The following is an 18,547-nucleotide window of genomic DNA, read 5'->3' as shown; positions in this document are numbered from 1 at the left end:
GTGATCAATACGCTCAAATCCCGGGTTGGCCGCATCGCTTCGGCGCGCGGCCTGATGGCGCCCTCGGCGCTGCGCATGCTGCTGCCGATGCTGCTGCTGGCCGCCGGCATTACCGCGCTGGCGATGATGTACCTGTGGCACGACGATGCCCGCTACAAGCCGGTGTTCGGCGCGCAGGAGCGGGTGCCGGCCGCCGACATGATGGCGGTGCTGGATGCCGAACAGATCCGCTACCGCATCCACCCGGCCAGCGGCCAGGTGCTGGTGCCGGAAGACGAGCTGGGCCGCGTGCGCATGCTGCTGGCCGGCAAGGGGGTGGTGGCCAAGCTGCCGGACGGGCTGGAGCTGGTGGACAAGAACGATCCGCTGGGCGTCAGCCAGTTCGTGCAGGACGTGCGCTTCCGCCGCGGGCTGGAAGGCGAGCTGGCGCAGAGCATCATGGCGCTGGGGCCGGTGGCCAATGCCCGCGTGCATCTGTCGCTGGCGCGCAGCAGCTCGTTCGTCAGCAGCGACGGCGAGAAAAGCTCGGCCTCGGTGATGCTCAACCTCAAGCCCGGGCAGCAGCTGAACGCCGAGCAGACGCTGGCGGTGATCAACCTGGTGTCCGGCAGCGTGGCCAGCCTGGAGCCGGCGCGGGTGACGGTGGTGGACCAGGACGGCAACTTCCTGTCCGCCCATGTCGATACCAGCGAGGGCGTGGCCGGCCTGGCCGGCGGCAGCGACGCCGCCAGCCGCTTCCGCAACGACACGCTGCGCAATGTGCGCGAGCTGCTGGCGCCGACGCTGGGCGACAACAACTTCAAGGTCAGCGTCACCGCCGACATCGACAACGACCGGGTGGAAGAAACCCGCGAGCAGTACGGCGAAGCGCCGAAAGTCACCAACGAGGCGGTGCGCGACGAGCAGGACCAGGAGCCGCTGGCGCTGGGCGTGCCCGGCTCGCTGAGCAACCGCCCGGTCACCATCGAAGCCTCGGCCCCGGCCGGCGCCGCGCCGAACGTGTCGCGCAAGAACGCTTCCACCCGTCAGTACGCCTACGACCGCACCATCACCCAGGTCAAGCGCAGCCGCGGCGCGCTCAAGCGCCTGAGCGTGGCGGTGGTGCTCAACAACGGCGCCGCGCCGACCCCGGCCAGCGGCTGGACCCCGGCACAGCTGGCCAATATCGACCGCATCCTGCGCAACGGCCTGGGGCTGGACGCCGTGCGCGGCGACAAGCTGGTGGTGTCGTCGCTGAACTTCCCGCCGCGCGAGGCGCCGCTGCCGTGGTGGCAGGAGCGCAGCACGGTGGAAAGCGGCGTGTCCTACGGCGCCTCCGCGCTGCTGCTGCTGCTGGGCTGGCTGCTGCTGGTGCGGCCGCTGTTCAAGCTCATGCGCCAGTGGCTGGCCACCCGCCAGCAGCAGGTGGAACTGAACGAGATCGCCATGGCACCGCAGGCCGCGCTGGCGGCACCGCAGGACAGTGGCGACGAGCTGCTGGCCGCCAAGCCGGCGGCCACGTTGGCCGCACCGGCCGCCGCCGCGCTGCCGATGGTGCCGCTGCTGGAAAACTACGACCTGCCGCCGGCCGGCTCCAGCGTCGACGTGCTGGTGGATCACCTGAAGACCCTGGCCGGCAAGGAGCCGGAACGGGTGGCCGAAGTCGTCAAACAATGGGTGCAAAAACGTGGCTGATACGCTGAACCTTGCGGCCAACCCGGGCGAGGAACTGTCGCCGGTGGAACGCGCCGCCATCGTGCTGCTGAGCATGGGCGAGGAGCCGGCCGCCGCCGTGCTGCGCTGCCTGTCGCGTGACGAGCTGCTGGAAGTCACCCAGGTGATGTCGCGCATGAGCGGCATCAAGGTGGATACCGTGCGCCACAGCCTGCAGCAGTTCTTCGACGAATACCGCGAGCAGAGCGGGGTGCACGGCGCCTCGCGCTCCTTCCTGCAGCGCTCGCTGGGGCTGGCGCTGGGCAGCGACATCGCCAGCAGCGTGCTCAACAGCATCTACGGCGATGCCATCCGCCCGAAGATGGCGCGCTTGCAGTGGGTGCAGCCGGCGTGGCTGGCCGAGCGCATCGCCAACGAACACGTGCGCATGCAGGCGGTGTTCCTCGCCTTCCTGCCGTCGGCGCAGGCCAGCGAGGTGATCGAAGCCCTGCCGGCGGCGCAGCGCGACCAGGTGCTGGTGAACATCGCGCGGCTGAAGGAGATCGACCACGAACTGCTGCAGGAGCTGGAGCAGGTGGTGAACCGCTGCCTGGACAGCCTGGGCAGCCAGAGCGCCAGCGTGGAAGGCGTGCGCCAGGCCGCCGAGATCATCAACCGCATGAGCGGCGACCGCGCGCAGATGGTGGAACTGCTGCGCGCGCACGATCCGGGCGTGGTGTCCGCCATCGAAGACAGCATGTACGACTTCTTCCTGCTGTCGCGGCAGAGCGAGCAGGTGATCCTGCGCATCGTCGAGGCGGTGGCGCTGGAACAGTGGGCGATCGCGCTCAAGGGCGCCGAGCCGGCGATCCGCAACGCCATCGTGCAGTCGATGCCGCGGCGCCAGGCGCAGACCTTCGAAGACAGCATGCGCCGCTCCGGCCCGGTGCCGATCAGCCGCGTCGAGCAGGTGCGCCAGGAAATCATGCAGGCAGTGCGCGAGCTGGCCGAAGGCGGCGAGATCGACCTGCAACTGTTTGCCGAGGACGTGGTGGAGTGATGAGCGCCTTCCGTCCGTATCGCTTCCCGCCGTTGTCGCTGCCCACCTTGGCCGCGGCCAGCGGCAACGACGCCGTGCAGCAGCAGGCGCAGCTGACACAGGGCTTTCAGCAGGGCATGGAAAGCGGCTTCCGCGAAGGCTACGACAGCGGCGTGGAGCAGGGCCAGCGCGACGGTTACGCCGCCGGCCACGACGCCGGCTGGCAGCAGGGCAGTGCCAGCGCGCAGCAGCAGGTGAGCAGCCGTTTCGACAGCCTGGCGCAGCCGCTGGACGCCATGCTGCAGGCGCTGCAGCAGCTGCAGGGCGACTACCAGCAGGCGCTGCGCCGCGAGGTGGTGGAACTGGTGGCCAAGGTGGCGCGCCAGGTGATCCGCTGCGAGCTGGCGCTGCAGCCGGTGCAATTGCTGGCGCTGGTGGATGAAACGTTGGCCGCATTGCCGCCGGTGGCGGACGAGCAGGTCAGCGTGTTCCTCAACCCGGAAGAATGCCAGCGCATCCGCGAACTGGCGCCGGAACGCGCCGCGCGCTGGGCGCTGACGCCGGATGCGCGGCTGGAGCCGGGCGAATGCCGCGTGCGCGCCGGCAACCACGAAGCCGACGCCGGCTGCCGCCAGCGGCTGGACGCCTGCATGGAGCAGGTCAGCGAACAGCTGGCCGAGTCGCCGTCGCCGGAGGCCGCCGCATGATTTCCGCCGCGCTGCGCCAGCTGGAACTGGGCGAGGTGCCGGTGGCACGCCGCACCGGCCGCCTCACCGGCGCCGCCGGCCTGCTGCTGGAAGCCACCGGCTGCCCGTTCAGCACCGGCCAGCGCTGTCTGATCGAGGCCGACGGCGGCCAGTGGCTGGAGGCGCAGGTGGTGGGCTTCCGCGACGAGATTTCCTATCTGATGCCGTTCAAGCCGGCGCGTGGCCTGGCCACCGGCGCCCGCGTGCTGCCGGCCGGCGAGCAGGCCGGGCTGCAGATCGGCCCGTCCTGGCTCGGGCGCATCGTCAACGGCCTGGGCGAAGCCATCGACGGCCTGGGCAAGCTTGGCGGCGACGCGCCGCTGGAGGTGCATCCGCCGCGCGTCAATCCGCTGAAGAAACAGCCGGTGCGCGAGGTGCTGGATGTCGGCGTGCGCGCCATCAACGGCGTGCTGACCATCGGCCGCGGCCAACGGGTCGGTCTGTTCGCCGGCAGCGGCGTCGGCAAGAGTGTGCTGCTGGGCATGATCACCCGCCAGACCGCCGCCGACGTGGTGGTGGTGGGGCTGATCGGCGAGCGCGGCCGCGAGGTGCGCGAGTTCGTCGAACACGCGCTGGGGCCGCAGGGGCTGGCCAAGGCCATCCTGGTGGTGGCGCCGGCCGACGAATCGCCGCTGATGCGCATGATGGCCACCGAGCTGTGCCACGCCATCGCCGCCCATTTCCGCGACCGCGGCCAACATGTGCTGCTGCTGGTGGATTCGCTGACCCGCTACGCCATGGCGCGGCGCGAAGTGGCGCTGGCGCTGGGCGAGCCGCCGGCCACCCGCGGCTACCCGCCGTCGGTGTTCGGCCTGCTGCCGCAGCTGGTGGAAAGCGCCGGCAACGGCGAGGGCGCCGGCAGCATGAGCGCCATCTACACCGTGCTGGCGGAAGGCGACGACCAGCAGGACCCGATCGTCGACACCGCGCGCGCGATTCTCGACGGCCACATCGTGCTCAAGCGCGAGCTGGCCGAGCGCGGCCACTACCCGGCCATCGACATCGCCGCCTCGGTCAGCCGCTGCATGAGCCAGCTGGCCGCCGGCGGCCACCTGCGCGCCGCGCGGCAGCTGAAAGACCTGGCCGCGCGTTACGCCCAGGTGCGCGAACTGATTCCGCTGGGCGGCTACGTGCCCGGCGCCGACCCGGCCACCGACCGCGCGGTACAGCTGTACCCGCAGATCGAGGCCTTCCTGCAGCAGGACACCGCCGAAGCGGCGCCGCTGGCGCAGACGCTGGCACAACTGGAGACGTTGGCCGCATGAGCAAATCGCAACTGCCGGACGAGCTGCAGGGCCTGGCGCGCCTGCTGGCGCTGCGCCAGGACGAGGTGCAGCAGCTGGAAATCGGCATGGCGCAGCAGGAGGCGCTGCGTCAGCGCTACCAGCGCAACATGGCACGCATGGCGGCGCTGTGCGCCGGCAGCGGCAGCAGCGGCGCGCTGGCGCCGGCGCTGGTGGCCAACTGCGGCAACTACAAGCAGAACGTGCTGAGCATGATGGCGCAGCACCAGCAGGAGCTGACGCTGCACGAGGCCGACATGGCGGCCAACCGCGCGCGCCTGCTGCAGCTGAGCCGCAAGTGCGAGGCACTGGCGCACAACTACCGCCAGCGCCACAGCGCCTGGCAGCAGGAACTGGCGCGCGGCGAGCAGAAACGCCAGGACGACCTGGCCACCCAGGTGTGGCTGCGGAGGCAGGCATGAGGATTTCAGTTTTGTCGGACAACGGTCGCCTTGAACTGCTGACAGCCACGTTCAATGCCGCACAGGGGAATGCAAGATGAGCGACGTTTCCAGCATCAATCCGTCACAACTGGCCCAACAACTGGCCACCGCCTACACCCAGCAGGCGCAAACCCTGCTGGACAGCCAGAGCCAGCGCGCCAGCAGCAGCAGCAAGGCGCTGCAGTCGCTGCGCAGCGCGCTGCAGGCGTTCCAGACTGCCATCGGCACGCTGTCCGGCAAGAGCAGCGTCGTGCAACAGAGCGCCACTTTTTCCAACAGCGCGGTGGCCAATGCCAGCACCAATGGCAGCGCCCAGGCCGGCAGCTACAGCTTTTTCGTTACCAAGCTGGCCAGTGCCAACCAGCTGGCCTACCAGGGCGTGCCCACCAGCGTTACCGCCAGCAGCGCCGGCACGCTGGGCGTGAGCCTGGCCGACGGTTCCAGCTTCTCGGTAACGCTGAGCAGCGGCGACCTGGACGGCAACGGCAGCCTGACCCCGACCGAAATCGCCCGCGCCATCAACCAGGCCGCCGGCAACGGCAGCAAGCTGGCCGCCAGCGTGATGACCGTCAACGGCCAGCCGCAGCTGCTGCTCACCGCCGGCAAGACCGGCGCCGGCAGCCAGATCACGTTGGATACCAGCGGCGTGAGCGACGGCGCGCTGCAGAGCGCGCTGAACGCGGCGCCGGTGCAGCTGGCCGCGGCGCAGGACGCCGACGTGTGGCTGGGCGCCGAGGGCAGCGGTATCCACATCCAGCAGGCCAGCAACAGCTACAGCGGCATCAGCGGCGTGAGCATCAATTTCACCCAGGCGATGGCCAGCGGCACGGCACCGGTAACGCTGACGGTGGCGGCCGACAACGGCGGCACCGCCAAGAACGTGCAGAGCTTTGTCGACGCCTACAACACGCTGAAGCAGAAGCTGGACGAGCTGACCGACAGCGGCGATGCCGCCAGCGGCAAGGCGGCGTCGGTGTTCGCCAGCGACGCCGGCATCCGCAGCCTGCGCAGCAAGCTGGAAAGCATGCTGCGCCAGAGCTTCAACAGCCAGACGCTGTTCAGCTACGGCGTCAGCGCCGACCGCAACGGCACGCTGTCGCTGAACCAGAGCAAGCTGGATGCGGCGCTGGCGGCCAACCCCGGCGGGCTGGACCAGCTGCTGGGCGGCACTGGCGGCCTGCTGGCCGGCAACAAGAACTATCTCAATGTCTGGCTGGGCTCGGTGGGCGGCCAGCTCAAGCAGCGCCAGGAATCGCTGGACCGGCTGCAGAACGACCTGAGCCGGCGCCAGGACCAGCTGAGCATGCGCTATGACCAGGCCTACAACCGCTACCTGCTGCAGTTCACCCAGCTGCAGACCCTGCAATCCCGCATGAGCGATACCAGCGGCATCCTCGCCGGCCTGGGCGCCTGAGCGACACCGTCACAAGGGAGTGGATGTTGGATTACGAAGGCTACCGCAGCTACCACGCTGTCAACCTGGACGCACAGACCGCCAACGCCTCGCCGGTACAGCTGGTGCTGGTGCTGATGAACGGCCTGCTGGAAGAAATGGCGCGCGCGCGTGCCCATATCGAGCAGCGGCGCTTCGAGGCCAAGGGCAACAGCATCAACAAGTGCATCGACATCCTTAACGGCCTGTCCAGCGCGCTGGAAATGGAAACCGGCGGCGAAGTGGTGGCCAACCTGGCGCGGCTGTACGACTACTGCGCCTGGCGCCTGAACGAGGCCGGGCTGAAGCTGGACACCGCGATGATCGACGAAGTCACCCGGCTGGTGGCCACGCTGAAAGGCGGCTGGCACCAGGTGGAGGCCGCCAATGGCTGACGCCGCGCTGCTGCAGACGCTGGCGCGCCGGCTGGAACAGGCCTCGCTGCGCCAGGACTGGGAAGCGCTGGCCGCCGCCGACGCCGAGCTGGCCACGCTGGCGCAACGGCTGCAGCAACGGCCGCTGAGCAGCGCCGAGCGCAGCCAGCTGCCGCGGCTGCTGGCCGCGCACCGCCAGGCGCGCCGCAGCTGCGCCGCCGAGACGCAGCGGCTGGGCGAGCAGCTGGCCGGCTGGCAGCACAACCGTGAAGGCTGGGTCGCTTACGCCCTGGCCGCCGAAGAGATGGAGTAAGCCCGCATGCTGAGCACCCTTCCGCCCGCGAGCAACGAACCGCGCCAAGCGCCGGGCAGCGACGACACCCTGCCGGCGGCGCAGCCGCCAGCGGCCGGCAGCGTCTTTGCCGAGCTGCTGCCGGCCGGCGCTGCCGCCGACCTGGACGACGCTAGCGCCATGGACGACGGCGCCGCCGCACTGGATGAGACGGCCGCGCCGCTGGCGGACGCCACCGCAGCGGCCGGCAACCCTGCGGCCAACCTGGTGCTGCTGGGCGCCGGGCTGCTGCCGCTGGCGCTGCCGACCGCGCCGTTGCCGGCCGAGCATGACAGCGCTGCCGGCAGCAGCGACGACAAGCACGCCGCGGCACTGCCGGCCACGCGCCCGGCGGCGACGCTGCCGCCGCAGCTGCTGAGCGCCTTGCCCGCCGTCACGGCAGGCAGCGCCGCCGATAGCGCCGCCAGCCACTACGCTGCGGCCAACCTTGCCGCCGCGCGCGGCGCCGACGCCAGCGCGCCGCACGCCGCCGGCCAGGCGCTGGCGGCAGCGGTGCTGGCCGCCACTGGCAGCCAAGCGGATAACGCCGGCGACGGCGCGCAGCCGGTTGCCAGCAGCCTGCCGGTGGCCACGGCGTTGCCGCTGGGCAACCCGGCGCCGGCGCCGGCGCAGTGGGCGCCGCTGAAACTGCCGGCCGGCCAGCCGGCGCAATGGGCACAGCCGCTGCAGCAGGCGCTGGGCGAACGGCTGCGGGTACAGGCCGGCAACGGCATCGAGCAGGCGGTGATCCGCCTCGACCCGCCGCACCTGGGCAGCCTGGAAATCGCCATCCGCCACGAGGCCGGCAGCCTGCAGGTGCAGCTGTCCGCCGGCAACGGCGAGCTGCTGCGCCAGCTGCACGCCATCAGCGACAACCTGCGCCAGGGGCTGGGCAACCGCCAGTACGGCGAGGTGGCGGTGTGGGTGGCGGACAGCCGCCAGCAGCAGGCCGGCCACGGCGGGCAGCAGCGCCAGGGCGCGCCGCGCGAGCAGCGCCCCGGCCAGGCGCTGTACGAGGCAGGGCAGGGCAATGAGCAGGCGGCGTTTACGCTGGCCTGAGCACCGATCATCCAACAGGCAGTGAGCAAAGCATGGCGAAGAAGTGGGTATTCATGGTGGTGATGGCGCTGACCGCGCTGCTGGCCGGTGCCGGCGGCAGCTGGTTCCTGTTGCAGGCGCAGGGCAAGGCGCCAACCTTGGCCGCGGCCGAGCCGGCGGAGGTGAAGGAATACAAGTACGTGAGCCTGGACAAGGTGATCGTGATGCTGCGCGACCACGCCGGCGCGCCGCTGAGCCACTACCTGGCGGTGGATCTGGTGTTCAAGACCACGCTGGAAGACGAGGCCACCGCCAAGGAACACCTGCCGCTGCTGCGCAGCATCGCGCTGCGCGCGCTGTCGGCCTACCCGATGGAGCAGGCGCGGCTGATGAGCATCGACCAGTTCTCGGCGGTGGTGAACAAGGCGTTCAACAGCGCCTACGCCCGCGAGGGACGGCCGCGGCCGTTCAGCGAGGCGATGATCGGCAAGCTGATCATCGAGTAGGCGATGGCGCTGGTAATGGAATACGCGGCGCTGGCGCCGCTGGACGGCCAGCTGGCCGAGCGGCAGGTGCTCAGCGACTACGCGCCGCTGGTGAAGCGGGTGGTGCGGCAGCTGTCGTCGCAGGTGGGCGGCGCGCTGGAGCGCGAGGACATGCAGCAGATCGGGCTGATGGGCTTGCTGGATGCGCTGCGCCGCTACGGCGGGGTGCCGGACGAACGCTTTGGCGCCTACGCCGCGGTGCGGGTGCGTGGCGCGATCCTGGACGAATTGCGGCGCCAGGACTGGCGGCCGCGCACGGTGCGGCAGGAAGCGCACCGTAGCCGCGACGCGCTGCGCGAGCTGGCCCGCCAGCTGGGCCGCGAGCCGAGCGAGGCCGAGGCCAGCGCGGCGCTGGGCGTGGACGCCGCCGGCTACCAGGACTACCTGCTGGCGGAAAACGCCGAGACGCTGGCCAGCTTCGACGAGCTGATGCACGACGAGGCGGCGCAGCAGGTCACCGGCAGCGTGGAGGCACAGTACCTGAACCGCCGCAGCCTGGAGCAGGCGCTGACCGTGCTGGACGCGCGCGAGCAGCGGGTGATCCAGCTGTATTACGAGTTCGAGCTGAGCCTGAAGGAAATCGCGGCGGTGCTGGAGTTGACCGAGGCACGGGTGTGCCAGATCAACAAGGCGGCGCTGAAGAAAATGCGGGCGGTCCTGGCGGACGCCTGAAACGGAAACACTACACAGAGTAAGCACAGATGCAGCAGATATTCGGCGTTTTCATCGTACTGGCCTGCGTGTTCGGCGGTTTCGTGTTCATGGGCGGCAGCTTCCACGTGATCTGGCAGCCGGTGGAAATCATCATCATCGTCGGCGCGGCGCTGGGCGCCATCGTGCTGGGCAACCCCAAGCACGTGCTGGTGGAAATGCTGAGCCAGCTGCGCAAGATCATTACCCACCGCAAGCGCGATTCCGAGTTCCAGCGCCAGCTGCTGCTGCTGATGTACGAACTGCTGCAGACCGCCAGCCGCGGCCTGAAGGCGCTGGACGAGCACGTGGAGGCGCCGCGCGACAGCGCGCTGTTCCGCCGCTACCCGCTGGTGTTGCAGCATCCCAAGCTGCTGGCCTTCATCGTCGACAACTTCCGGCTGATGGCGATGGGCAAGATCAGCGCCCACGAGCTGGAAGGCGTGCTGGAGCAGGAGCTGGAGGCGATCCACGAACAGCTGGTGCAGCCGTCCAAGTCGCTGCACAAGATCGCCGAGGCGATGCCGGGCTTCGGCATCCTGGCCGCGGTACTGGGCATCGTGATGGCGATGAACACCGTCAGCTCCGGCGCCTCCGCCGCCGAGATCAGCGAGCGGGTGGCCGCGGCGATGGTGGGTACCTTCATCGGCATCTTCTTCTGCTACGGCGTGCTGGACCCGATCTCCAACGTGATGAAGCAGCTGGTGAACACCGAGCTGTCCGATTTCGAATGCGTGAAGGTGGTGCTGGTCACCCACGTGTCCGGCAAGCCGGCGCTGCTGGCCATCGACGCCGGCCGCCGCCTGGTACAGCTGAACATCAAGCCCAGCTTCGCGCAGCTGGAAACCTGGATCAACACGCTGGAAGCCGCCTAAGCCATGGCCATCAAAGACAAGCACGACGAAGAAGCCATCGTCAAGCGCGTGTCGCGCGGGCACGAGGAGGACGAGCACGGCGGCGCGTGGAAGGTGGCGTTCGCCGACTTCTGCCTGGCGCTGATGTGCCTGTTCCTGGTGCTGTGGGTGTTGGCCGCCCGCAACCAGGAAGCGCTGGAAGCGGTGATGAACACCAACGGCGGCAGCGTGATCGCCGAGGGCAACAACAGCCTGCTGGATCACATCAGCTACCCGCCGGGCAGCCTGATCCCGCGCGAGCCGGTGCCGGGCCAGGCCGCCGAGGCCAAGGCGCCGGGCAAGCACAGCGCCGGCGACACCGACAACGGCGACATCCACCTGAGCAAGACCCGCTTCGACAGCGCCGCCGACATGCAGGAGCTGGCGCAGGTGCTGGCCGAGCTGAGCGAGCAGGCCGGCCTGGCCGGCAACCTGCAGACCATGATCACGCCGTACGGCCTGCGGGTGCTGCTGCACGACACCGACAAGCAGGGCATGTTCCAGCGCGGCAGCGCGGTGCCGAGCGACCCGTTCCGCGCGCTGCTGCTGCGCATCGCGCCGATGTTCGCGCGCATCGACAACCAGCTGGTGATCGTCGGCCACACCGATGCCGCGCAGTACCGCGGCCAGGGCAATGCCGCGTTCTCCAACTGGAGCCTGTCCAGCGGCCGCGCCATGAGCGCGCGCGGCAACCTGCTGCAGGGCGGCCTGCCGGCCGGCAAGGTGCTGCAGGTGGTGGGCATGGCCGAGCGCGCGCCGCTGGACGCGGCGCAACCGCTGGCCGCCATCAACCGCCGCATCGAGCTCTTGGTGCTGACCCCGGCGCAGGCCCGGCTGATCGCCGCCATGTACGGCGTGCCGCAGCAGGTGGTGCCGCTGACCCGCGGCGTGGACACGGTGGCGCCCAACGGCAAGGCATTGCAGGCGCTGCAGCAGCAGCTGCAGGGCACGGCGCCGTGAGGCGGCCATTTAAGAATTGCGGCGTTTGCGTCGCTGTGTCGCCACGACACAGTTAACGCACAGCCAAGGACCAACAGATGAAGATCAGCACCAGTACCGGCATACCGGAAATCCGCGACACCGCCGCCAGCAACGGCCCGGCCGGCAATGTGGCGCCGCGCCCGGCGGCCCCCGTTGCCGCCGCCGCGCCGCTGCAGTCGGCAGTGCTGCAGCCGGCGCAGGACGCATTGGCGGCGCTGCCGGACATCGACGCCGCGCGCGTGGCCGAGATCAAGGCGGCGCTGGCCGACGGCAAGATCAATTTCGACGCCGGCAAGCTGGCCGGGCTGATCCGTCGCTACCACGGCGGGCGCGGATGAATACGCGCGACGCCGCCAAGACGCTGCTGGCCGACGTGGCCAGCGACCGCAACGACTACCGCGTGCTGGCGCAGCTGCTGGAACAGCAGTTCGCCGCCGCGCTGCGGCATGACGCCGCCGCCATCGACGCCATCAACCAGCGCATCGAGCCGCTGCTGGCGCGGCTGGATGAACACCGCCGGTTGCGGCCAACGTTGGCCGCACGGCTGCTGGGCGTCACCCGCGGCGGGAGCATGGACGAGGTGATCGCCTTGCTGCCGGCCACCCCGGCGGCGGCGCTGGCCGGCTGGTGGGCGGAGCTGCAGCAGGCGGTGCGCCACTGCAAGGAACTGAACGCGCGCAACGGCCGGCTGATGAGCAGCCAGCAGGAAATCATGCAGCGCGTGCTGCACGGCGAGAGCGATACCTATGTGGCGGATTGAAGCCGGCGGCGCGGCCGCCTATGCCGCCGACAACGTGGCGCTGCCGCTGGGCGGCCGCGGCCAGGGCGTGGATTTCGGCCGCCTGGTGGGCGATGCCCAGCGCGACATCGCCGCCACGGTGGCCAACGGTTTCGACAGCGCGACGGCGCCGGGGCTGAGCGCCGCGGCACAGGCCTGGCGGCTGCGCACCCAGGCTGCGGCCAACCTGGCGCAGCCGCAGGGCGATGCCGCGCAGCAGCGCTTCGTCGCCGAGATGACGCCGTGGGCCGGCGAGGCGGCGGCGCGGCTGGGGGTGGCGCCGGAGCTGATCGTGGCGCACGCGGCGCTGGAATCCGGCTGGGGGCAGCGGCCGATCAGCGGCGACGGCGGCGACAGCCACAACCTGTTCAGCATCAAGGCCGGCCGCGGCTGGCAGGGCGCGGTGGCGGACGTGCTGACCACCGAGCATGTGAACGGCGAGGCGGTGAAGACGGTGGAGCGCTTTCGCGCCTACCCGGACTACCGCAGCGCCTTCAACGATTACGTGCAGCTGTTGCAGGGCAACCCGCGTTACGCGGCGGTGCAGGGCGTGGGCGGCGATGCGCGGGCGTTCGCCGCGGCGCTGGCGCGCGGCGGCTACGCCACCGACCCGGCCTATGCCGACAAGCTGCAGCAGGTGGCGTCGCGGCTGTTGGCGCAACGCTGAAGCAGGGGGAATTACGGCGCGGGCTTGGCCGCATCGGCCGGCGCCACGCTGCCGGCGTCCAGCACCACGGCGCTGATGATGCGCTTGCTGGCCAGGTTGCGTACCCGGATCAGCTCGTTGCGGGCGCCGCTTTGCAGCGCTTCGCCCGGCACGCTGACCTCGATGCCGTCCTGGCGGGCGACGATCTGCACCGCCTGGCCGCGCTGCACCAGCAGCTGCGGCTGCAGGAAGCGCAGCTGCAGCACCTGGCCGGCGTGGATCGGCCGCCGGGTGCTGTAGCCGGCGGCCAGCGCCAGATTGGCCAGCGCGTCGGGAGTGGCGGACAGGCTGCGCGGTTCCGCGCCGACGCTGGCGGCGTCGATGGCCTGGCCGGCCGGGATGTCGCGCTGCGCCACCAGCACGCTGGCGCTCAGCTCGGCGCGCACCACGATGTCGGCTGCATCGCCGGCGCCGGGGCAGCGCAGGGTAAAGCGCAGCCGCTGCCAGAAGCGGGTGTCGGCGGCGCTGATGCTGTACGGCGCGGCGCAGGGCGGCAGGCTGCGCTGCGGCGGCAGCGCCTGCAGCGTGATGCGGGCGTCGGCCAGCTGGTGCGCGGCGGCGTAGTCGGCCAGGTAGCGGTAGGCGGCCTGTTCCACCTGCTGGCTGGCGGACGGCGTGGCGGCCAACGTGGTGGCGGCCGGCAGCAGGAGTGCGGCGCGCAGGCAGTGGGCGAATACGGACATGGTGTGGGTATCGGTCGGGCCGCAAGGCAGGGCCGCAAATTATACGGCCCCGGCAACTGCCGGGGAGGCGAAACAGCAGCAGGCAGTGAGGAAACACAGATGGGGATTCAATTCGAGCAGGCGCTGGGCCTGCATGCCGATGCCCTGCGACTGCGCGCCGAGCGCAGCAAGGTGCTGGCATCGAACATTGCCAACGTCAGCACGCCGGGCTTCCAGGCGCGCGACATGGATTTCCGCGCCAGCATGGAGCAGCTGGCCAGCGGCGACGAGGACGGCATGCTGGCGCTGTCCGACGGCGCGGCGCTGGGCTACCGCCGGCCGAACCAGCCCAGCCAGGACGGCAACACCGTCGAGCTGGGGGTGGAGCAGGCCGCTTTTTCGCAAAACACCGCCGATTTCCAGACCAGCCTTGCGTTTCTGAACATGAAGCTCAAGGGCCTGGCCAAGGCCATCAACGGCACTTCCTGAGCATAGAGAGCAAGCATGAGTTTCCGTGATATCGCCCAGATCGCCGGTTCCGCGATGACCGCGCAGAGCATCCGCCTCAACACCATCGCCAGCAACCTGGCCAACGCGCAGAGCGCCGCCGGCAGCGAAAACGCCACCTACCACGCGCGCAAGCCGGTGTTTGCCAGCGTGTTCCTGCCGGGGCAGGACTTCGCCGACCGCGGTTCTGCCGCCAAGGTGCAGGTGCTGGACGTGGTGCAGAGCAGCAGCCCGCTGCGCAAGTCGTACGAACCGGACAATCCGCTGGCCAACGCCGACGGCATGGTGTTCTACCCGAACGTGAACCCGGTGGAAGAAATGACCGACATGCTGTCCGCGTCGCGGGCATTCGAAACCAATGTGGAAGTGCTGGCCCGGGTGAAGGGCATGCAGCAGGACCTGCTGAAACTGGGAGAAGGCTGATGCAGGCCACGCTCAACAACAACACAGCCACCAGCGCCGGCAGCAGCAGCGCGGTGGGCGGCAATGGCGACGCCAGCGGGCTGTCGGACATGTTCACCAAGCTGCTGGTGGCGCAGATCCAGAACCAGGACCCGCTGCAGCCGACCGACCCCAGCCAGTTCGTCAGCCAGCTGACCCAGCTGAGCCAGGTGGAGGCGCTGCAGAAGATGGCCAGCCAGTCGGTGGCCAGCAACAGCTCGCTGCAGGGCCTGCAGGTGCTGACCCTGGGCCGCGAAGTGGGCAGCAGCCTGATGGTGAGCACCTCGTCCTTGCAACTGGGCAGTGAGCCGATCGCCGGCCGCATCACCCTGCCGGCCAGCTCGGCCAAGGTGACGCTGCTGCTGACCGGCAGCGACGGCAGCCAGTACCCGCTGGCGCTGGGCGCGCAGCCGGCCGGCGATGTGAGTTTCAGCATCGACCCGGCGCAGCACGGCCTGCCGGCCGGTAATTACGCGGTGGCGGTGCAGACCGACACTGGCGTGCTGCCGGCGGTGGAAGTGGCCGGCCGCCTGCAAAGCGTACGCCTGGGCAGCAGCGGCAATGCCGTGCTGACCGTGTCCGGTGTCGGCGCCGTCGACGCCTCTGCCATTACCCAGTTCAACGGCCAAGCGGCCAACCTGGCCAGCTGAAAGGAAACGCCATGAGCTTTGAAATCGCCCTGTCCGGCATCAACGCCATCAACGACCAGCTCGATAGCATCAGCAACAACATCGCCAACTCCGGCACCTATGGCTTCAAGTCCTCGCGCGCCAACTTTGCCTCCGCCTACGCCGGCACCCAGCCGACCGGGGTACAGATCGGCTCGCTGACGCAGTCCATCGGCGTCGGCGGCAGCATCATCTCCACCGGCCGCTCGCTGGATGCCGCCATCCAGGGCCGCGGTTTCTTCGTTACCCGCGATGCCGGCAGCGGCAGCACCCAGTACAGCCGGGTCGGCATTTTCAGCGTCGACAAGGACGGCTTCCTGACCGACAGCTACGGCAAGCGCGCGCAGGGCTATGCCGCGATCGCCGGCTCCAGCGCGCTGGGCGCCTACGGCGACCTGAGCGTGCCCACCGGCCAGGTGGCGGCCAAGGCCAGCGACACGCTGCAGTATGTCGGCAACCTGTCCGCCGACTGGACCGCGCCGTCGTCGGCGGTGTTCAGCAGCAGCGACCCGCTGTCGTTCAACAGCTCGGCGGTGTCCACGGTGTACGACTCGCTGGGCGCGCAGCACACGGTGACGCAGTACTTCGTGAAGACCGGCGCCGGCATCGACGTGCACTACGCCTTCGACGGCGCCGCGCTGGGCACCACCACCGCGCTGACCTTCGACACCGCCGGCCAGCTCACCGCGCCGGCGGCGCCGGTGGCGCTGAACCTGGGCACCCCGGCCGGCGCCGCCGCGCTGACGGTGAACCTCAGCTATGCCGGCAGCACCCAGTTCGCCGGCCAGGCCACCACCACGGTGAACAGCACCAACGGCTATGCCTCCGGCACCCTGACCGGGGTGTCGCTGGCCGAGGACGGCACGCTGCTGGCGCAGTATAGCAACGGTCAGAAGCAGAGCGCCGGCACCCTGGCGCTGGCCACCTTCCCCAATGAGGACGCGCTGACCGCGGTCAGTGACACCGCCTGGGTGGCGTCCGCCACCTCCGGCAATGCCTTGCTGTTCACCCCGGGCAGCGGCATGGCCGGCAAGCTGGCCACCGGCGCGCTGGAGCAGTCCAACGTCGACGTGACCGGCCAGCTGGTGGGGCTGATGACCGCGCAGCGCAACTACCAGGCCAACAGCAAGGTGATCTCCACCGAGAACGCCATGGTGCAAGCGCTGATGCAGGCGGTGTAAGCCATGGATGCCTTGATCTACACGGTAATGAGCGGTGCCAGCCGCGCGCTGCACGCGCAGCAGGTGCATGCCAACAACATCGCCAACGTGGAAACCAGCGGTTTCCGCGCCGACCTGGAGGTGGCGCAGTCGCAGCAGGTGGCCGGCTACGGCTACGACGACCGCCATCTGGCGACGCTGCAGGCCAATGCCGTCAACGCCGCCAGCGGCACGCTGGTGCAGACCGGCCGCGAGCTGGACGTGGCGCTGCGCGGCCCCGGCTACTTCACCGTCGGTTACCACGGCGGCGAAGCCTATACCCGTGGCGGCAATTTCGAGGTGGATGCCGACGGCGCGCTGAGCCTGAACGGCCGCCCGGTGCTGGGCGACGGCGGCGCCATCGTGCTGCCGCCGTACGAGCGGCTGAGCATCGGCCAGGACGGCATGATCAGCATCGTGCCGCCCGGCGGCAGCGAGGCGCAGGCGGTGGACCGGCTGAAGCTGGTGAACCCGCCAGCGGCCGGCGTGGTGAAGAACGAGGCCGGCCTGATCGTGCCGCGCAGCGGCCAGACGCTGGAGGCGGACGACAGCGTGCGGGTACAGGGCGGCCATCTGGAGCGCAGCAATGTGTCGGCAGTGGAAGAGATGCTGCAGACCATGGGCCTGAACCGCGATTTCGAACTGCAGATGCGGCTGTTCAAGGCCGCCGACGGTATGGCCGACAGCGGCAACCGTCTCATTCGTTCCTAAGGAGGCAACATGAATCCGGCAATGTGGATCAGCAAGACCGGCATCCAGGCGGAAGACGCCCGCCTGCAGGCCATCGCCAACAACCTGGCCAACGTCAACACCGTCGGCTTCAAGCGCGACCGCATGGTGTTCGAGGACCTGTTCTACCAGGTGGACCAGCAGCCGGGCGCGCAGAACGGCGCCAACAACAGCTCGCCGTCCGGCACCCAGCTGGGCAACGGCACCCGCCTGGTCGGCACCCAGAAGATCTTCACCACCGGCAATCTGCAGACCACCAGCCAGCCGCTGGACGTGGCCATCGTCGGCAACGGTTTCCTGCAGGTGGAAATGGCCGATGGCGACACCGGCTACACCCGCGCCGGCCAGCTGCAGCTGAACGCCGACGGCCGGCTGGTGAATGCGCAGGGCCTGCCGTTGCAGCCGGACATCACCATTCCGGCCAACGCCACCAGCATCACCATCGGCGACGACGGCACGGTGGCGGTAACGCTGCCGGGCAGCACCGCGCCCAGCGAAGTGGGCAAGCTGCAGCTGGCGCATTTCGTCAACCCCACCGGCCTCTTGGCGATGGGCGACAACCTGTTCAAGGAAACCGTGGCCAGCGGCACGCCTACCGTGGGCACCCCGGGCGAGGGCGCCATCGGCAAGCTCAAGCAGGGCGCGCTGGAAGGCTCCAACGTGCAGGTGGTGGAGGAGATGGTGGACATGATCGCCGCGCAGCGCGTGTACGAGATGAACACCAAGGTGCTGTCCGCCTCCGACAACATGCTGCAGTACCTGGCGCAAGCGGCACGATGAAGACGCTGCTGCCCGCCTTACTACTGCCGCTGCTGCTGGCCGCCTGCAGCGGGCTGTTGCCGCCGCCGCCGGACGGCAGCTACGACCCGCCGGCGCCACAGTTGGCCGCAGCGCGCGGCCAGTCCGGCGGGCTGTACACCCCGGCCGGCGGCTGGTCGCTGGTGGCCGATCAGCGCGCCTACCGCGTCGGCGACGTGCTTACCGTGCTGCTGCAGGAAACCACCCAGGCCAGCAAGTCCACCGGTACCACGCTGGACAAGAACAGCAGCGTGGCGGTGCAGCCGGCGGTGGTGCTGGGCAGCAGCGTGAAGCTGGATGCCTCGCTGGACGCGCAGCGCAGTTTCGACGGCAAGGGCACCAGCACGCAGCAGAACACGCTGCAGGGCGCGGTGACGGTGATCGTGCAGCAGGTGCAGGCCAACGGCCTGCTGCTGGTGAAGGGCGAGAAGAGCCTGACGCTGAACCAGGGCGAGGAGCTGATCCGCCTGTCCGGCTATGTGCGCGCCGGCGATATCGACAGCAGCAACCAGGTGTCGTCGCTGCGGGTGGCCAATGCCCGCATCCAGTACTTCGGCAAGGGCGCGCTGGCCGATGCCGGCAACCCCGGCTGGCTGACGCGCTTCTTCAACAGCCCGTGGATGCCGTTCTGA

At 69.7% G+C, this 18,547-nt stretch carries 24 protein-coding genes; 23 read left to right on the top strand and 1 reads right to left on the bottom strand.

All coding sequences use genetic code 11. From position 1 onward, the window contains the following. The 16 genes from fliF to flgJ all read left to right on the top strand — a co-directional run bounded on the left by fliF (position 1) and on the right by flgJ (position 12,872). The gene (gene fliF / locus ACFOLG_RS14865; protein WP_386093197.1) at positions 1 to 1,674 is read left to right on the top strand and encodes a flagellar basal-body MS-ring/collar protein FliF; all 1,674 of its coding nucleotides are present in this window, start codon (positions 1 to 3) and stop codon (positions 1,672 to 1,674) included. Next, positions 1,667 to 2,692 (top strand): flagellar motor switch protein FliG, encoded by a 1,026-nt coding sequence (locus ACFOLG_RS14860; RefSeq protein ID WP_386093195.1) that lies wholly within the window; start codon positions 1,667 to 1,669, stop codon positions 2,690 to 2,692. Before fliF ends, ACFOLG_RS14860 begins: the two co-directional genes overlap by 8 nt. Next, positions 2,692 to 3,378 (top strand): flagellar assembly protein FliH, encoded by a 687-nt coding sequence (gene fliH, locus ACFOLG_RS14855; RefSeq protein WP_386093194.1) that lies wholly within the window; start codon positions 2,692 to 2,694, stop codon positions 3,376 to 3,378. Before ACFOLG_RS14860 ends, fliH begins: the two co-directional genes overlap by 1 nt. Further along, positions 3,375 to 4,682, top strand: a complete 1,308-nt coding sequence (gene fliI, locus ACFOLG_RS14850) for a flagellar protein export ATPase FliI (protein WP_386093192.1) — start codon at positions 3,375 to 3,377, stop codon at positions 4,680 to 4,682. Before fliH ends, fliI begins: the two co-directional genes overlap by 4 nt. After that, on the top strand, positions 4,679 to 5,122 hold the full coding sequence (locus tag ACFOLG_RS14845; RefSeq protein ID WP_386093190.1) for a flagellar FliJ family protein: 444 nt from the start codon (positions 4,679 to 4,681) through the stop codon (positions 5,120 to 5,122). Before fliI ends, ACFOLG_RS14845 begins: the two co-directional genes overlap by 4 nt. 76 nt (positions 5,123 to 5,198) lie before the next feature. Beyond that, positions 5,199 to 6,557 (top strand): flagellar filament capping protein FliD, encoded by a 1,359-nt coding sequence (fliD, locus tag ACFOLG_RS14840; protein ID WP_386093188.1) that lies wholly within the window; start codon positions 5,199 to 5,201, stop codon positions 6,555 to 6,557. 23 nt (positions 6,558 to 6,580) lie between these two features. Next, entirely contained in the window at positions 6,581 to 6,970 is a 390-nt protein-coding gene (fliS, locus tag ACFOLG_RS14835; protein ID WP_386093186.1) for a flagellar export chaperone FliS, read from the top strand. Continuing rightward, positions 6,963 to 7,262, top strand: coding sequence for a hypothetical protein (locus tag ACFOLG_RS14830; RefSeq protein WP_386093185.1), 300 nt, complete (start codon positions 6,963 to 6,965; stop codon positions 7,260 to 7,262). The genes fliS and ACFOLG_RS14830 overlap by 8 nt, the downstream gene beginning before the upstream one ends. Before the next feature lie 6 nt (positions 7,263 to 7,268). Continuing rightward, a complete protein-coding gene (locus ACFOLG_RS14825; RefSeq protein WP_386093183.1) occupies positions 7,269 to 8,339 on the top strand; it encodes a flagellar hook-length control protein FliK in 1,071 nt (356 codons plus the stop codon). A gap of 32 nt (positions 8,340 to 8,371) precedes the next feature. Further along, positions 8,372 to 8,824 (top strand): flagellar basal body-associated FliL family protein, encoded by a 453-nt coding sequence (locus tag ACFOLG_RS14820; RefSeq protein WP_386093181.1) that lies wholly within the window; start codon positions 8,372 to 8,374, stop codon positions 8,822 to 8,824. 3 nt (positions 8,825 to 8,827) lie between these two features. Continuing rightward, complete coding sequence (gene fliA / locus ACFOLG_RS14815; RefSeq protein ID WP_386093179.1) at positions 8,828 to 9,535, top strand: RNA polymerase sigma factor FliA; 708 nt, start codon at positions 8,828 to 8,830, stop codon at positions 9,533 to 9,535. Positions 9,536 to 9,564: 29 nt separating this feature from the next. Continuing rightward, positions 9,565 to 10,428, top strand: a complete 864-nt coding sequence (gene motA / locus ACFOLG_RS14810; protein WP_386093177.1) for a flagellar motor stator protein MotA — start codon at positions 9,565 to 9,567, stop codon at positions 10,426 to 10,428. Between the two features lie 3 nt (positions 10,429 to 10,431). Beyond that, positions 10,432 to 11,406, top strand: coding sequence for a flagellar motor protein MotB (locus tag ACFOLG_RS14805; RefSeq protein ID WP_386093175.1), 975 nt, complete (start codon positions 10,432 to 10,434; stop codon positions 11,404 to 11,406). Positions 11,407 to 11,483: 77 nt separating this feature from the next. Further along, complete coding sequence (gene flgM / locus ACFOLG_RS14800) at positions 11,484 to 11,765, top strand: flagellar biosynthesis anti-sigma factor FlgM (protein WP_386093173.1); 282 nt, start codon at positions 11,484 to 11,486, stop codon at positions 11,763 to 11,765. Further along, positions 11,762 to 12,187, top strand: coding sequence for a flagellar export chaperone FlgN (gene flgN, locus ACFOLG_RS14795; protein WP_386093171.1), 426 nt, complete (start codon positions 11,762 to 11,764; stop codon positions 12,185 to 12,187). The genes flgM and flgN overlap by 4 nt, the downstream gene beginning before the upstream one ends. Further along, positions 12,174 to 12,872 (top strand): flagellar assembly peptidoglycan hydrolase FlgJ, encoded by a 699-nt coding sequence (gene flgJ, locus ACFOLG_RS14790; RefSeq protein WP_386093169.1) that lies wholly within the window; start codon positions 12,174 to 12,176, stop codon positions 12,870 to 12,872. The genes flgN and flgJ overlap by 14 nt, the downstream gene beginning before the upstream one ends. A gap of 11 nt (positions 12,873 to 12,883) precedes the next feature. Here flgJ and flgA read toward each other — a convergent pair whose 3' ends face one another. Further along, positions 12,884 to 13,594, bottom strand: coding sequence for a flagellar basal body P-ring formation chaperone FlgA (gene flgA, locus ACFOLG_RS14785; RefSeq protein WP_386093167.1), 711 nt, complete (start codon positions 13,592 to 13,594; stop codon positions 12,884 to 12,886). 99 nt (positions 13,595 to 13,693) lie between these two features. On the opposite strand from flgA, the gene flgB reads away from it, so the two are divergent. Genes flgB through flgH form a run of 7 tightly spaced genes read left to right on the top strand, consistent with a single transcriptional unit; the run spans position 13,694 to position 18,547 of the window. Next, positions 13,694 to 14,062, top strand: a complete 369-nt coding sequence (gene flgB, locus ACFOLG_RS14780) for a flagellar basal body rod protein FlgB (protein WP_386093165.1) — start codon at positions 13,694 to 13,696, stop codon at positions 14,060 to 14,062. Positions 14,063 to 14,077: 15 nt separating this feature from the next. Next, the gene (gene flgC / locus ACFOLG_RS14775) at positions 14,078 to 14,503 is read left to right on the top strand and encodes a flagellar basal body rod protein FlgC (RefSeq protein WP_349589724.1); all 426 of its coding nucleotides are present in this window, start codon (positions 14,078 to 14,080) and stop codon (positions 14,501 to 14,503) included. Continuing rightward, positions 14,503 to 15,171, top strand: coding sequence for a flagellar hook capping FlgD N-terminal domain-containing protein (locus ACFOLG_RS14770; protein ID WP_386093163.1), 669 nt, complete (start codon positions 14,503 to 14,505; stop codon positions 15,169 to 15,171). Before flgC ends, ACFOLG_RS14770 begins: the two co-directional genes overlap by 1 nt. A gap of 11 nt (positions 15,172 to 15,182) precedes the next feature. After that, complete coding sequence (locus ACFOLG_RS14765; RefSeq protein WP_386093161.1) at positions 15,183 to 16,370, top strand: flagellar hook protein FlgE; 1,188 nt, start codon at positions 15,183 to 15,185, stop codon at positions 16,368 to 16,370. 3 nt (positions 16,371 to 16,373) lie between these two features. Further along, positions 16,374 to 17,099: a flagellar basal body rod protein FlgF gene (locus tag ACFOLG_RS14760; protein WP_386093159.1), complete on the top strand. Its 726-nt coding sequence runs from the start codon at positions 16,374 to 16,376 to the stop codon at positions 17,097 to 17,099. Positions 17,100 to 17,108: 9 nt separating this feature from the next. Continuing rightward, complete coding sequence (gene flgG, locus ACFOLG_RS14755; protein WP_386093157.1) at positions 17,109 to 17,897, top strand: flagellar basal-body rod protein FlgG; 789 nt, start codon at positions 17,109 to 17,111, stop codon at positions 17,895 to 17,897. Further along, on the top strand, positions 17,894 to 18,547 hold the full coding sequence (gene flgH, locus ACFOLG_RS14750) for a flagellar basal body L-ring protein FlgH (RefSeq protein WP_386093155.1): 654 nt from the start codon (positions 17,894 to 17,896) through the stop codon (positions 18,545 to 18,547). Before flgG ends, flgH begins: the two co-directional genes overlap by 4 nt.

The sequence above is a fragment of the Vogesella facilis genome (genome assembly GCF_042648525.1).
GTDB lineage: Bacteria > Pseudomonadota > Gammaproteobacteria > Burkholderiales > Chromobacteriaceae > Vogesella > Vogesella facilis.
Note: the sequence above shows the minus strand (reverse complement) of the source record. Positions and strands in the feature narration are given on the sequence as shown.